This is a genomic window from uncultured Williamsia sp., from assembly GCF_947494875.1.
In the GTDB taxonomy this organism is placed as follows: domain Bacteria; phylum Actinomycetota; class Actinomycetes; order Mycobacteriales; family Mycobacteriaceae; genus Williamsia_A.
The window spans coordinates 20,685-34,274 of sequence record NZ_CANLWM010000004.1 but is presented as its reverse complement, the minus strand read 5'-3'; the positions used below and the strand labels follow the sequence as shown (position 1 = coordinate 34,274).

General features: G+C 70.1%; 13 protein-coding genes. 7 read left to right on the top strand and 6 right to left on the bottom strand.

Going from position 1 to position 13,590, the window contains the following annotated elements:
* Positions 1-16: 16 nt before the first annotated feature.
* A complete protein-coding gene (locus tag Q1A98_RS10505) occupies positions 17-1,516 on the bottom strand; it encodes an ABC transporter substrate-binding protein (RefSeq protein WP_299573800.1) in 1,500 nt (499 codons plus the stop codon).
* Between the two features lie 389 nt (positions 1,517-1,905).
* On the opposite strand from Q1A98_RS10505, the gene acs reads away from it, so the two are divergent.
* Positions 1,906-3,882: an acetate--CoA ligase gene (gene acs, locus Q1A98_RS10500; protein WP_299572956.1), complete on the top strand. Its 1,977-nt coding sequence runs from the start codon at positions 1,906-1,908 to the stop codon at positions 3,880-3,882.
* A 473-nt stretch (positions 3,883-4,355) separates the two neighbouring features.
* Positions 4,356-5,576, top strand: a complete 1,221-nt coding sequence (gene nhaA / locus Q1A98_RS10495) for a Na+/H+ antiporter NhaA (protein ID WP_299572954.1) — start codon at positions 4,356-4,358, stop codon at positions 5,574-5,576.
* Here nhaA and Q1A98_RS10490 read toward each other — a convergent pair.
* Positions 5,505-6,740, bottom strand: coding sequence for a benzoate/H(+) symporter BenE family transporter (locus tag Q1A98_RS10490; protein WP_299572952.1), 1,236 nt, complete (start codon positions 6,738-6,740; stop codon positions 5,505-5,507). The two genes, nhaA and Q1A98_RS10490, sit on opposite strands and share 72 nt — an antisense overlap.
* A gap of 61 nt (positions 6,741-6,801) precedes the next feature.
* Between Q1A98_RS10490 and Q1A98_RS10485 the strand changes: the two genes are divergently transcribed.
* From Q1A98_RS10485 to Q1A98_RS10475, 3 genes are read left to right on the top strand one after another with little or no spacing between them, the layout of a single operon-like run.
* Positions 6,802-7,368 carry an XRE family transcriptional regulator gene (locus Q1A98_RS10485; protein WP_299572949.1) on the top strand — a complete coding sequence of 189 codons (567 nt, stop codon included), beginning with the start codon at positions 6,802-6,804 and terminating at the stop codon, positions 7,366-7,368.
* A gap of 58 nt (positions 7,369-7,426) precedes the next feature.
* Positions 7,427-7,927, top strand: coding sequence for a phage holin family protein (locus Q1A98_RS10480; protein WP_299572946.1), 501 nt, complete (start codon positions 7,427-7,429; stop codon positions 7,925-7,927).
* A 47-nt stretch (positions 7,928-7,974) separates the two neighbouring features.
* A complete protein-coding gene (locus Q1A98_RS10475; RefSeq protein WP_299572945.1) occupies positions 7,975-8,913 on the top strand; it encodes an alpha/beta hydrolase in 939 nt (312 codons plus the stop codon).
* A gap of 21 nt (positions 8,914-8,934) precedes the next feature.
* Here Q1A98_RS10475 and Q1A98_RS10470 read toward each other — a convergent pair whose 3' ends face one another.
* The 4 genes from Q1A98_RS10470 to nth are packed head-to-tail and all read right to left on the bottom strand — an operon-like array spanning position 8,935 to position 12,273.
* A complete protein-coding gene (locus tag Q1A98_RS10470; RefSeq protein ID WP_299572942.1) occupies positions 8,935-10,131 on the bottom strand; it encodes a MarP family serine protease in 1,197 nt (398 codons plus the stop codon).
* Positions 10,128-10,901: a CoA pyrophosphatase gene (locus Q1A98_RS10465; protein WP_299572939.1), complete on the bottom strand. Its 774-nt coding sequence runs from the start codon at positions 10,899-10,901 to the stop codon at positions 10,128-10,130. Before Q1A98_RS10465 ends, Q1A98_RS10470 begins: the two co-directional genes overlap by 4 nt.
* Positions 10,898-11,587, bottom strand: coding sequence for a TlpA disulfide reductase family protein (locus Q1A98_RS10460; RefSeq protein ID WP_299572936.1), 690 nt, complete (start codon positions 11,585-11,587; stop codon positions 10,898-10,900). Before Q1A98_RS10460 ends, Q1A98_RS10465 begins: the two co-directional genes overlap by 4 nt.
* A gap of 5 nt (positions 11,588-11,592) precedes the next feature.
* Positions 11,593-12,273, bottom strand: a complete 681-nt coding sequence (gene nth / locus Q1A98_RS10455; protein WP_299573799.1) for an endonuclease III — start codon at positions 12,271-12,273, stop codon at positions 11,593-11,595.
* 238 nt (positions 12,274-12,511) lie between these two features.
* Between nth and Q1A98_RS10450 the strand changes: the two genes are divergently transcribed.
* Both Q1A98_RS10450 and Q1A98_RS10445 read left to right on the top strand, forming a co-directional pair.
* Positions 12,512-12,769 (top strand): hypothetical protein, encoded by a 258-nt coding sequence (locus Q1A98_RS10450; RefSeq protein ID WP_299572933.1) that lies wholly within the window; start codon positions 12,512-12,514, stop codon positions 12,767-12,769.
* A 145-nt stretch (positions 12,770-12,914) separates the two neighbouring features.
* Positions 12,915-13,589 carry a Crp/Fnr family transcriptional regulator gene (locus Q1A98_RS10445; protein ID WP_253655800.1) on the top strand — a complete coding sequence of 225 codons (675 nt, stop codon included), beginning with the start codon at positions 12,915-12,917 and terminating at the stop codon, positions 13,587-13,589.
* The last annotated feature ends 1 nt before the right edge of the window (position 13,590 follow it).

Below are 13,590 nucleotides of genomic sequence, written 5' to 3'. Positions count from 1 at the left end.
GGACGCCGGAGTGGTGTCAGCTCTTGGTGATGTTCTCGAAGTCGGCCAGGCCCGACCAGGTCACCGGCGCGTTGACGCCGACACCCTCGCCGCAGTTGGCGACGTAGTCCCACATCGGGATTGCCGGCAGATCGTTGAGCAGGATGCTCTGCGCCTGACCGGTCAGCTGGTAGGACTGCTCCGCCGTCGACGCAGCCTCGGACTCGCGCAGCTTCGCGTCGAACGCCGGGTTCGAGTAGTCGACGTCGTTCGATCCCGCACCGGTCACGAAGATCGGCTCGAGGAACTCCAGCATCGACGGGTAGTCACCCTGCCACCCCGCACGGAACGCGGACTTGATCGTCCGGGCGTTCACCTGCTGACGCAGCTGCGAGAACGTCGCGATGGCCTGCGGCTGTGCGTCGATCTTCAGCACGTTCTTGATGCTGTTGACCGCGGCCTCGATCCACTCCTTGTGGCCGCCGTCGTAGTTCGACGCCAGCACGAACGACCCGCTCCACGGGGAGATGGCGTTCGCCTGGTTCCACAGCTGGACCGCCTTGGTCGGGTTGTAGTCGAGGTTCGACGAGTTCGGCAGGTCACCGTTGTAGCCGGGCAGCGTCTTCGCGGTGAAGTCCCGCGCGGGGTTACGCGAGCCGGCGAAGATGTTGTCGGTGATCTGCTTGCGGTCGATCGCCATCGAGATCGCCTGACGCCGGAGGACGCCCTCCGGACCGGAGAAGTGCGGCAGCGTGTACGGGATGTCGACGGTCTGGTTCTGCGCCGTCGGCTTGGTGATGGCGCGGTCGCCGAGATCCTGCTTGTAGGTGCGCAGGGCACTCACCGGGATGGTGTCGAGGAAGTCGAGGTTGCCCGACTGCAGATCGCTGTAGGCGGAGTCGAAGTCGAGATAGAACTTGAAGACCAGGCCCTTGTTCTTGGCCTTGTTGGTGCCCGGGTACTGGTCGTCAGGGACCAGCGTCGCCTGCACGTTGTGCTGCCAGCTCTGCAACTTGTACGGGCCGTTGCCGACGGGGTTCTCGCCGAACGCCTTGATGTCCTTGAACGCGACGTCGGGCAGCGGCTTGAACGGCGTGAAACCGAGGCCGAGCTTGAAGTCGATGGCGGGGTTCTTCAGCGCGACGGTGAAGGTGTAGTCGTTCACGACCTTCAGACCGGACATGGTCTTCGCGGTCGGCTTCTCCGCCGAGACCGCGTCGTAGCCCTCGATCGGGGCGAAGAAGCTCTGCTGGCGCTGCGCGTTCGGCGTGTAGGCGCCGAAGTTCCAGGCGTCGACGAAGTTGTGCGCCTTCACCTCGGTGCCGTCGGTGAACTTCCACCCCTTCTTGATGGTGATGGTGTAGTTCTTGTTGTCCGTCGTCTGCAGCGTGTCGACCATGCCGGGCTGCGGATTGCCGTCGGCGTCGTAGTAGTAGAGACCGGTGAACAGCCGGTCGACGATGCGACCGCCGCCGTTCTCGTTGGTGTTCGTCGTGACGAGTCCGACCTCCGGCTCACTGCCGTTGACCGTCACCATGCCGTTGTCCGACGACGACCCGCCACATGCCGCGAGGACGCCCGCGCCGATGACGACTGCGCCGACGACGGCAGCCAGTTTCGTGAATCTCACCGTGTTGATCTCTCTTCTCGAGCGCTGCACGACGCCCGGGTCCCGGCCGTCGGTGGAGTCCACCCGCCGTGCACCTGGTGGATGCGCGGAGGCCATGGACTCGGCAGACGATACCCAGGCGAATCACAGGTCGTCTCGGTGAGTGGGAAATTGCGTGGCCTACGCATCGGGCGCCGTGAACGCGCAACCGGATTTTCCGGACATCCCCGGCGACCAGGGTGCCTGCAACGCGATCCCAACGTGACTACCCTCACGATGACGGCGATCGCCCGACGACCGAGAGGTGACAGCAGATCATGTCCAGCGCAGGCCAGTCCGGAACGGAATCGGCGACAGCCGAACACCCGAAGGCCTACCCGCCGCCCGAGGAGTTCGCGGCCTCGGCCGTGGCGACGGCGGATCTGTACGACGAGGCCGACGCCGATCGCCTCGCGTTCTGGGCGAAGCAGGCGCGTGCGCTGCAGTGGGACACCGATTTCACCGACACGCTGGACTGGTCGAACGCACCGTTCGCGAAGTGGTTCGTCGGCGGGAAGCTCAACGTCGCGGCGAACTGCCTCGACCGTCACGTCGAGGCCGGCAACGGGGATCGGGTCGCGATCCACTGGGTCGGCGAGCCGGGCGACACCCGCGACCTGACCTATGCGCAGCTGCTCGCCGAGGTGAGCAAGGCGGCCAACTACATCGGGGAGCTCGGCCTGACCGCCGGCGACCGCGTCGCCATCTACATGCCGATGGTGCCCGAGGCGATCGTCGCGATCCTGGCCTGCGCGCGGCTGGGTCTGCCCCACTCGGTGGTGTTCGCCGGCTTCTCCGCCGCAGCACTGCGGTCGCGTGTCGACGACGCCGAGGCCAAGCTGGTCATCACCACCGACGGACAGTTCCGCCGCGGGAAGCCCGCGCCGCTCAAGAGCGCCGTCGACGAGGCACTCGGGACCGGCGAGGACGCCGCGAAGTCCGTCGAACACGTGCTCGTCGTCAAGCGCACCGACCACGACCCCGACCTGAACTGGGTGCAGGGTCGGGACCTGTGGTGGCACGAGACCGTCGGGCAGGCGTCGGATCAGCACTCCTACACCGCATTCGACGCCGAGCACCCGTTGTTCCTGCTGTACACCTCGGGGACCACCGGCAAGCCCAAGGGCATCCTGCACACCTCCGGTGGCTACCTGACCCAGATCGCGTACACGTTCAAGAACGTCTTCGACCACCGGCCCGAGACCGACGTGTTCTGGTGCGGCGCCGACATCGGGTGGGTCACCGGGCACAGCTACCTCGTCTACGGACCGCTCTCGAACGGCGCGACCGAGATCGTCTACGAGGGAACCCCGAACTCCCCGAACGAGCACCGACACTTCGAGATCATCGAGAAGTACAAGGTGACGACGTACTACGTCGCGCCGACGCTGATCCGCACGTTCATGAAGTGGGGTCGCGAGATCCCCGACGCCCACGACCTCACCTCGCTGCGGCTGCTCGGCAGCGTCGGCGAGCCCATCAACCCCGAGGCGTGGCGCTGGTACCGCACCGTGATCGGCGCCGACCGCTGCCCGATCGTCGACACCTGGTGGCAGACCGAGACCGGCGCGATGATGATCTCGCCGCTGCCGGGCGTCACCCACGCCAAGCCCGGCTCGGCGATGCGTCCGCTGCCCGGCATCAGCGCGAAGATCGTCGACGACGACGCCAACCCCGTCGCCCCCGGTGAGCAGGGATATCTCGTGCTCGACCAGCCGTGGCCGTCGATGCTGCGCGGTGTGTGGGGCGACGACGACCGCTTCCGCGACACCTACTGGTCGCGCTTCGCCGCGCAGGGGTGGTACTTCGCCGGTGACGGCGCCCGCTACGACGAGGACGGCGCCCTCTGGGTGCTCGGCCGCATCGACGACGTGATGAACGTGTCGGGACACCGCATCTCCACCTCCGAGGTCGAGTCCGCGCTCGTCGGGCACTCCGGTGTCGCCGAGGCCGCGGTGATCGGCGCGGCCGACGAGACCACCGGTCAGGGCATCGTCGCGTTCGTCATCCTGCGCAGCGGCGTCGAGGACCGTGGTGACGAGCTGATCGACGAACTCAAAGCGCATGTGTCGAAGGACATCTCGCCCATCGCCAAGCCGCGGGAGATCATCGTCGTGCCCGAGCTGCCCAAGACGCGCAGCGGCAAGATCATGCGTCGACTGCTCAAGGACGTGGCCGAAGGGCGTGAACTCGGTGACACCTCGACCCTCGTCGACCCGACGGTCTTCGAGAACATCCGCCGCCGCAACGGCTAGGGGTTCGGCACCGCAGGCTGGTTGCGAGGTGCGACACCCCGCAACAACAGAGCGTCGCGCGGCTGTCCTTGCGAATCGCCCACGGGTTCGGTGATTCGCAACCGCGGTCCGGTGTCGCCCGCCTGACTGGCCGGGCGAGAGCACGACCGGGTGGCGGGCGTGGGAAGTCGCGGGCGAAATCCAGGCGTTCGCACGCCCGGTCGTCGTTCGCACGCCCCCGGCGGCATGCGAACATCGCGTCCCCGTGCGAACGACCCGGCACCACGCGAATCGCCCGGGGAGTGCGCGGTTCGCCACCGCGGTCCGGTGTCGCCCGCTCGAATGGCCGGGCGAGACCGCGTCCGGGTGGCGGGCGTGCGAGATCGCGGGCGAAACCAAGCGCGCGGGCGGCGTATCGGAACCGTTAAGATGGGGCCTGGTGTGCCGGGAAGTCTGGTCGGCGATCGTGCCGTCGACCCCGAAGGATTCCCGCCATGTCGTTCTCTTCGACGCTGTCGCGTCTGTCACCGCCAGGTCCCGGTGAGTTCGCCCGGTACCTCCGCACCGAGACGTTCGGTGGCGTCGTCCTGTTGGTCGCCGCCGCGGTCGCCCTGCTGTGGGCGAACTCGCCGTGGTCGGATTCCTATGTGTCCCTGCGGGATGCGCACATCGGCATGTCGTTCCTGAATCTCGACCTGACGGTCGGCCACTGGGCGCAGGAGGCCGTCCTCGCGGTGTTCTTCTTCGTCGCCGGACTCGAGCTGAAACGCGAGATCGTCGTCGGCGAGCTGTCCAGTGCGCGGCAGGCCGCGCTGCCGGTCATCGCCGCCGCCGGCGGCGTGATCGTCCCCATCGGGATCTTCCTTCTCATCGCGCACGGCACGCCCGGCGCCGGACAGGCCTGGGCCATCCCCGCCGCGACCGACATCGCGTTCGCCCTCGGTGTGCTCGCGCTGGTGGGATCCCGGATCCCCTCGAGCGCGCGGGTCTTTTTGCTCGCGCTGGCGGTCGTCGACGACCTGATCGCCATCGCGATCATCGCCGCGGTCTTCACCGAATCGATCAACTGGTGGGCTCTGCTCGTCGCGGTCGCCGCCTGCGTCGCCTACGCACTGGCCCAGCGCGCCCGGATCCGGACCCCATTGCTGTATGTGCCGCTGGCGCTGATCACCTGGGTCGCGATGTACAACGCAGGTATCCACGCCACCATCGCCGGTGTCGCGCTCGGTCTGCTCACCCGCGTCCGCGCCGATCCCGGTGAGGACTGCTCCCCGGCGGGCCGACTCGAGCACCGGATCCAACCGGTCTCGGCGGCCATCTGTGTGCCATTGTTCGCGCTCTTCGCGGCGGGCGTCCCGCTGACCGTCTCCGCTCTCGGCGATCTGGCCACCGACCGGATCGCCATCGGCATCGTCGTCGGACTCGTCGTCGGCAAGACGATCGGCATCTTCGGGGTGTCGTTCGTCGCGATCCGCATGAAGTGGGTGGCTCGCCCCGACGGGTTGTCGCTGCGCGACATGCTCGCCGTGTCGATCCTGGGCGGCATCGGGTTCACCGTGAGCCTGCTGATCGCCGAACTCGCACTGCCCACCGGAGAGGCCGACGCCGCGAAGGCTGCGGTGCTGCTCAGCTCGATGGCCGCGTCACTGCTCGGCGCGGCTGCCCTGATCCGCCGGGGTCGGGTCCACGCTGCCACCGAACCGGCGGGGACGTAGCGCCTCCCAGATCCCGATCCCGACCACCAGAGCCCAGAACGCCGCTCCGACACCGAGGAACGTCGCACCGGAGGCCGCGGTGACGAACGCGGCGAGCGCGGCGATCGTCTCGTGCGGGCGGGCGGCCACCCCGTCCGAGCCCGCTCCCACGGCGGCGGCCAGGGAGGCCGCGAGGGTCCCGAAGAGCGCGACACCGGCGACGGCCTGGATCACCCCGTCGGGGGCGAGCGCGACGATCGTCGCCGCGGCCGCCGACAGCGCACCCAGGACGAGGTAGACCCACCCAGCCGTCACCGACGCGACCCATCGGCGCGACCGGTCGGGGTGGACGTCGGGCCCGGCGGCGAGGGCCGCCGAGATCGCGGCGAGGTTGAGCGCGTGCACACCGACCGCGGAGCCGACGACGGTCGCGGCGCCCGTCGCCGCCATCGACGAACGCCACGGCACGCGGTAGCCGAACGCCCGCATGATCGCGACACCGGGGATGTTCTGGGCCGCCATCGTCGCGACGAACAGCGGCAGCGCCACACCGGTCACCGCGGCGAGCGTCAGGTGCGGTGTCGTCCACTCCAGGCGCGGGACGAGATCGGCGGCGTCGACGGACGTGCCCGAGCGCACCAGGTCCACGATAACCACGACGGCGGCCACCACGAACGCGGACGGAACCGACCACCGCGGGGCGAACCGGCTGAGCACGAGCCACACGACGAGGACCGGGGCGACCGACAGCGGATGGTGGGCCAGCGCGGTCACCGGCGCCGTGCACAGCGGCAGGAGGACGCCGGCCAGCATCGCCTGGGCGACGCGCGTCGGGATCCGTCGGATGAGGGCGGCGAGCGCCGGTACGAACCCCGTCACGACGATCAGCACTCCACACACCGCGAACGCGCCGACCGCCGCGGGCCACCCGCCGATGTCGCCGCCGACACCGGCCAACACCGCCGCACCCGGTGTCGACCAGGCGAAGGCCAGCGGGAGTCGGTACCGCAGCCCCATCCCGATCATCACGATTCCCTGCAGCACGCACGCGGCCACCAGCCCCGATGCGGCCTGGGTGGGCGATGCACCCACCGCGCGAAGGCCGGTCAACACCACGGCGAACGAACTGGTGAACCCGACGAGCGCGCACACCACGCCTGCGGCCACGAGACCGGACCTGTCCATGATCACCACCGTTCTGTACACGGAACGTTCTGTAGACGGAACACCATGACACACTCGACCGGTGGATCGCGACGGGAATTCGGCTGCCGTGGGGCGCCGGGTGCGCGCGCTGCGCGTGGAGCGCGGCCTGAGCCTGTCGGAGCTGGCCCGCCGGGCGGGGATCGGCAAGGGGTCGCTGTCGGAGATCGAGGCGGGGCATCGCAACCCGACGATCGAGACCCTGTACGCCCTCTGTGGCCCGATGTCGGTGCCGATGACGGCGCTCGTCGGCGACACCCCGACGGCCGACCATCCCCGCACGCGCGGCGGCGGGATGACGTCGGTGACGCTCGACGTCCGGCACCTGTCCGACCGCACCGTCGAGGTGTTCCGCCTGGAGTTCGCCCCCGGCGCCGACCACACCTCCCCCGCCCACGGGCCCGGCGTCGTCGAGCACATCACCGTGGTCGCCGGGTCGCTCTCCGTCGGCCCGAGCGGGCGGATGCGCACCGTCGCGGCGGGGTCGTCGACGTCGTTCCGCAGCGATTCCGCGCACCGCTACCGCGCCGGCGACGAGCCCACGGAGGCGGTCCTGGTCATCATGACCCCTGCCGTCGCCGAGCGACCCGCGCCGGGCATGGCACGATGAGACCGCAGCGCAGGCGGTTCGCCGTCCGCCGACGAACGACCTCGATGAAGGGATCCCAGTGAGCCTGGACGACCGTGCCCCGATTGCCGGCGACAGAGCCGTCTCCTCCATCCCGTTGACCGATCCGCACGATCCCACGACGCAGTCGATCGGCGGACTGGTCAAGGACGCGACGTCGCACATGTCGACGCTCGTCCGCGCCGAGGTGGAGCTGGCGAAGGCCGAGATCGTCGGCGAGGCCAAGAAGGCCGCCATCGGTGCAGGTCTGTTCATCGTCGCCGCGGTGATCGCACTCTACTCGAGCATTTTCTTCTTCTTCTTCCTCGCCGAGCTCCTCGACGTGTGGCTGCCCCGCTGGGCCGCGTTCGCGATCGTGTTCGGCATCCTCGTGGTCGTCACGGTCATCGCGGCGATCGCCGGGTGGATCATCTTCAAGCGCGTCCGCGGCCCGAAGAAGACGATCGAGACCGTGAAGGCCGTCCCGTCGGTGGTCCCCGGCTCGGGCAAGGGCGCCCCGGTCGACCTGCCCGGAGGGACCGGTGTCGCGCCGCGTCGGTGACGTGACGAGCAGTCGCTGACACCGAACGCCCGCCCGACCCCGCGCCCATGGCCGCTCCCGACCCGTCGACCGCACGGATCGAGGGACCCTGGATCGATCTCGACGTCCGCGCCAACGGCATCCGGTTCCACGCCGTCGAACGTGGCCCGTCGCGCCTGGACCGTCCGCTCGTCCTGCTGCTGCACGGCTTCGGCGAGTTCTGGTGGAGCTGGCGTCACCAACTGGCCGCTCTCGACGCCGCGGGGTACCGCGCCGTGGCGATCGACCTGCGCGGATACGGCGACAGCGACAAGCCCCCGCGCGGGTACGACGGGTGGACCCTCGCCGGCGACACCAACGCGCTGATCCGCTCGCTCGGGCACACGCACGCGTCGCTGGTCGGCCACGCCGACGGTGGTCTCGTCTGCTGGGCGACGGCGACGCTGCACCCCCGCGCGGTCGACTCGATCGCGACCCTCGCCTCCCCGCACCCGCGGGCGCTGCGGCGGGCCGTCCTGCGCGACGGCGCCCAGCGCAGTGCGTTCCTCGCCGACTTCCTCGGCAACCAGCTGCCGCGGCGGGCCGAGAAGACACTCACCCGCGACGACGGCGCGTTCATCGCCCGCATGTTCATGGAACGGTCGACGGCGGCCTGGCAGCAGACCCCGGAGTTCGTGGAGGTGGTGCGGCGCAACCGATCCGCCATCCAGATCCCCGGCGCGGCGCACTGCTCGCTGGAGTACCGCCGGTGGGCGTTCCGCTCACAGTTCCGTCGCGACGGGGCGACGTTCATGCGCCTGATGAACCGTCGCCTGACGGTCCCCGTGCTGGCCCTGCGCGGGCACGACGACGACTACATCCGGGCCGACGCGGTCGCCGCGGCGCGGTACTACGCGTCTCGGCTGACCTACACCGAGATCCCCGACGCCGCCCACTACGCCCACCAGGAAAACCCCGCGCACACCTCGGAGCTCCTCGTCGACCACCTCGACTCCGTCGACCGCTGAGCCCCGCCGACGTCCCGGCCGTCAGCCGTGGACGCAGGACTGCGTGTCGACGGCCTCGGTGAGATTCTCCGAGCGGGCGAGGTCGTCGGAGACCTGCTTGGCGGTGAGGACGAACCCGGTCTCGCTGGTGGTGTCCTCGGCGGCGCCGAACACCACGCCCAGAACCCGCCCGTCCGTGTCGATCAGCGGACCACCCGAGTTGCCCTGGCGGATGGACCCTCGCACCGTGTAGACCTCCCGGCGGACCTGGCTCTCGCGGTAGATGTCGGGTCCCGACAGGTCGACCACCTCACGGATCCGCTCGGGGCTGGCGGTGAACGGACCGGCCTCCGGGTAACCCAGCGCGATCGCGTCGTCGCCGGTCGACGCGGGGCGGTCGACGAACTGCAACGCCGGCGCGGTGAGACCCGGGACGTCGAGGATCGCGATGTCGGTGGAGGGGTCGAACAACACGACCGTCGCGTCGAGGGTGCCGTCGTTCGACTCGACGCGCAGCGTGCGGGTCCCCGCGACGACGTGGGCGTTGGTCATGACCCGTTCGGGGGACACGACGAACCCGCTCCCCTCGAGCGCCTGGTTGCAGCTGGGTGCGACGCCCTCGATCTTGACGACGCTCGGCCGCACGGACGACACGACGGGCAGCGCGGTGAGACCCTGGTCGGGCGGGTCGACCGAGACGATCGGCGTGCGCCCGAACGGACCGATGACCTGCGGCAGGCCGGAGTCGTCGAGCAGTGCGCTGAAGTCGCTCGGCAGGTCGCGCAGCCACTGCGGTGCGACGTCGTCGACACCGCCGAGCACCTGCGAGCCGCGGACCGCCGACGCGATGGTCGGTTCGGCCGAGCTGCTCACCGGGATGGCCAGCAGCCACGCCGCGATGAGCACGGCGACGGCCTGCAGGACCGACCCGATCACGCTGTCCACGCGTCGGACTCCGACCGAGCGGATGACGCTGCGCGCGGCGCGGCCGAGCACCATGCCCGCGGCCTCGCCGATCAGCACCAGCGCGACGAGCAACGCGACACCCACGAGGAGCCGCCACCGACGGTCGTCGATCTCACCGATCACCGTGGGCGCCAACATGATCCCCGCGACCGCGCCGAGCAGCACACCGACGAACGCCAGCGCGGACGCGACCGCGCCCTGTCGGTAACCCGAACCCGCGGCCAGCAGCGCGATCACCACGACGACGATGTCGACCCAGGTGGAGCCGCTCATCGTTGTCCCACCTTCGTCAATTCGTCGTTGAGTTCACGGATGTCGTCGAGGTCCCAGGGTCTGGTCCAGCCGGCGGCGTCGAAGAGTGCGGCGAGCAGTCCGCCGGTGAAGCCCCAGACGAGCATCCCCTCGACCGCGAACGCCGGGCCGCGGTAGACGCGACCGCCCATCACCGAGCGCTGCACCTGGAACCGGTGGTCGGGGTCGAGGAGGTCGCGGATCGGCACCCGGACCACCCGGGCAGTCTCGGCGGTGTCGACGACGCGGACCGGTGTCGGATGCGGCGACCACGCCACCACGGGGATGACGTCGAACCCGGACGGTGGGACCGGGAACGACCGCAGTCGCGCCACCGGGGTCACGTCGGTCGCGACGAGTCCGGTCTCCTCTGTGGCCTCCCTCAACGCTGTACCGATGGGCCAGTCGTCGCCGGGGTCGCGCGCGCCGCCGGGGAACGCGACCTGTCCGGCGTGGTTGCGCAGCGTGTTGGCGCGCTGGGTGAGCAGGACGGCGGCGTCGTCGGGCGGCGTCGAGTCCGCCCCGAACGACCCGGTCATCGCGATCAGCACCGCCGCGGCCCGACGGTTCGGCTTGAGGGCGGCCAGGAAGCGGGTGCGGTCGCCGCCGCGGTTCTCGACCGCCGACGTCACCGCGTCGACGTCGGCCGCGAGCGATCGGAGCCAGGGCGGAATGGTGTCGAGGGGAACGAGTGGGCCCGGGGTGTCCCCGGCGCCGCCGACCGACGCGTCAGGCGTCGACGGGCCGCTCACACGCGTACGCCGAGGTCGCGGGCGACGGCGTCGGCGACGTCCTGCTCGCCCTCGAACACCGTCGGGAGGACCTTCGCGACGGTCCCGTCGGCACGGACGAGCACCGACACCGGGAACACCCGGGGGATGCCCAGGGCCGCGGCGACGCGGGCGTTCGAGTCGACGACGGACGGCAGGCGGACGTCGATCTCGCTGAGCAGCGCCAGGGCCAGCACCGGGTTCTCCGATCCCTCTTTCGCCTGCACCGCGAGGACGGTCATCGACGATCCGGCGCGCTGCGCGAAGGCCTCGATGGTCGGCAGCTCACGACGGCACGGCAGGCACCACGGGGCCCAGAAGTTCACCAGCATCGGCTTGCCCGCGGTCGCGGCGCCGAGATCGACCTCGCCGGGCGCACCGAGGCACGGCACGGTGACGCCGCGCAGCACCGACGAGGCGGGCGCCGCACCGGTGCCGACGGGGCACGGCGCGAGGGCGGCGCGTGACCGTGCGGCGGAGAGGTCGTCGGGGCTCACCGACGCCGTCGCGCCGGGGATCGGCCCGGCGCTCTGGGCCGTCCCGCCCGCGTCGAGGGAACTGCCGCCCCCACCGCGCGGCCAGATGGCGACGATGAGCGCGACGACCACGACGAGCAGGACCACCGACCAGCGAGCCGACGCGGGGATCCGCGACAGACGTGAGGACACCGGCGTCACACCCCGGCCAGCGCGAGCAGGTGCTCGGTCTCGGGACCCTTGACCAGTGCTGCCGCGACCTGCGGGTCGGTCGGCCCCTCGCCGAACGACGGGCAGTCGGCGGCCAGCACGCACACGCCGCAGGCGGGCTTCTTCGCGTGGCAGACACGTCGGCCGTGGAAGATCACCCGGTGGGACAGGTCGGTCCAGTGCTGTCGCTCGATGAGCTCGCCGACGGCGTGCTCCACCTTCACCGGGTCTGTCTCCTCGGTCCACCGCCAGCGGCGCACGAGACGGCCGAAGTGGGTGTCGACGGTGATCCCCGGGACGCCGAACGCGTTGCCGAGGACCACGTTGGCCGTCTTGCGACCGAACCCGGGCAGGGTCACCAGGTCCTCGAGCCGACCCGGCACCTCACCGTCGAACCGCTCGAGCAGCGCCTGCGCGAGCCCCATGATCGACGTGGCCTTGTTGCGATAGAAGCCGGTGCTGCGGATGTACTCCTCGAGCTCCGTCCGGTCGGCCGACGCATAGGCCTGCGCATCGGGATACCGCGCGAAGAGCGCCGGCGTCACCATGTTGACCCGAACATCGGTGCACTGCGCGGACAGGATCGTCGCGACCGACAGTTCCAGCGGCGTCGTGAAGTCGAGTTCGCAGTAGACATGGGGGAACGCGACCTGCAGGGTGCGATCCATCCGACGTGCGCGACGCACCAGCCCGGTCCGGGTCTCGGTGCCCTTCTCGGCTGCGGTGCGGCGCCGGGAGGCCGGCCTGCGCGCGGGCGCGGAGGGTGCGCTGTCCGGCTCGTTCACGGCGACCAGACTACTGAGGGCGCCTGAAGGGGACTTCAGGTGCGGCGCCGGAGGTAACACTTGTGTTCCGGAGGCCGTTTTCGTTGCCTCGCCGAGACCTGCGATGTGTTTACTGCAAGCCATGCACGGACTGGCCGTACTGCTCTTCCCGGCAGTGCTCATGCTGTTCGCCCTCGCCATGGAACGCATGGAGAACGAGGTCGACCAGCACAGCGTGCACCGTGAGGAGGTCGACGACTTCCTCGCCGGGGCCACCGCGCCCGACATCCTCCCCACGCCCTCCGACGACGACCTGGCGGGTCGCCGCGACACCATCGAGTTCGATGTGCCGTCGGCCTTCGGGCATGCCGTCGAGGTCCCGGTACACCGCGCGGGCTGACCGCCACACACCCGGCGCGTCGGGGTTCACCGCCTCCCCGGGCTGTTTGGTCGTAGACTTCAGATGCCCGCGAGTGACACAGTCAACACTTCGCGGTGACCGTCGTGCGACGACACCGCCGCCGAATGCGATGAAAGGGACGTACGTGGAGGAAGTACTCGCCAGGGCCGGCATCTTCCAAGGGGTCGAGCCCAGTGCGGTGGCCGCGCTCACCAAGCAGCTGCAGCCCGTCGACTTCCCGCGCGGCCACGTCATCTTCAACGAGGGCGAGCCAGGTGACCGGCTCTACATCATCCTCAGCGGCAAGGTGAAGGTCGGACGTCGCTCGGCCGACGGTCGCGAGAACCTGCTGACGATCATGGGGCCGTCCGACATGTTCGGTGAGCTCTCGATCTTCGACCCCGGTCCCCGGACGTCGTCGGCGACGACGGTCACCGAGGTGCGCACCGTGTCGATGGACCGCGACGCCCTCCGGGCGTGGATCGCCGACCGCCCCGAGATCGCCGAGCAGTTGCTGCGCGTCCTGGCCCGTCGTCTGCGCCGCACCAACAACAACCTCGCCGACCTCATCTTCACCGACGTCCCGGGTCGCGTCGCCAAGCAGTTGCTTCAGCTCGCGCAGCGTTTCGGCACGCAGGAGGCGGGCGCCCTCCGCGTCACGCACGACCTGACGCAGGAGGAGATCGCCCAGCTGGTGGGCGCGTCCCGCGAGACCGTGAACAAGGCACTGGCGGACTTCGCGCAGCGCGGGTGGCTGCGGCTCGAGGGCAAGAGCGTCCTCATCGCCGACTCCGAGCGTCTGGCGCGTCGCGCCCGCTGAC

Bases quoted from the DNA above. Each gene is read 5' to 3' on its own strand.
- Q1A98_RS10505 (WP_299573800.1), bottom strand. From the start codon at position 1,516: ATGGTGACGGTCAACGGCAGTGAGCCGGAGGTCGGACTCGTCACGACG.
- acs (WP_299572956.1), top strand. From the start codon at position 1,906: ATGTCCAGCGCAGGCCAGTCCGGAACGGAATCGGCGACAGCCGAACAC.
- nhaA (WP_299572954.1), top strand. From the start codon at position 4,356: ATGTCGTTCTCTTCGACGCTGTCGCGTCTGTCACCGCCAGGTCCCGGT.
- Q1A98_RS10490 (WP_299572952.1), bottom strand. From the start codon at position 6,740: ATGGACAGGTCCGGTCTCGTGGCCGCAGGCGTGGTGTGCGCGCTCGTC.
- Q1A98_RS10475 (WP_299572945.1), top strand. From the start codon at position 7,975: ATGGCCGCTCCCGACCCGTCGACCGCACGGATCGAGGGACCCTGGATC.
- Q1A98_RS10470 (WP_299572942.1), bottom strand. From the start codon at position 10,131: ATGAGCGGCTCCACCTGGGTCGACATCGTCGTCGTGGTGATCGCGCTG.
- nth (WP_299573799.1), bottom strand. From the start codon at position 12,273: ATGGATCGCACCCTGCAGGTCGCGTTCCCCCATGTCTACTGCGAACTC.
- Q1A98_RS10450 (WP_299572933.1), top strand. From the start codon at position 12,512: ATGCACGGACTGGCCGTACTGCTCTTCCCGGCAGTGCTCATGCTGTTC.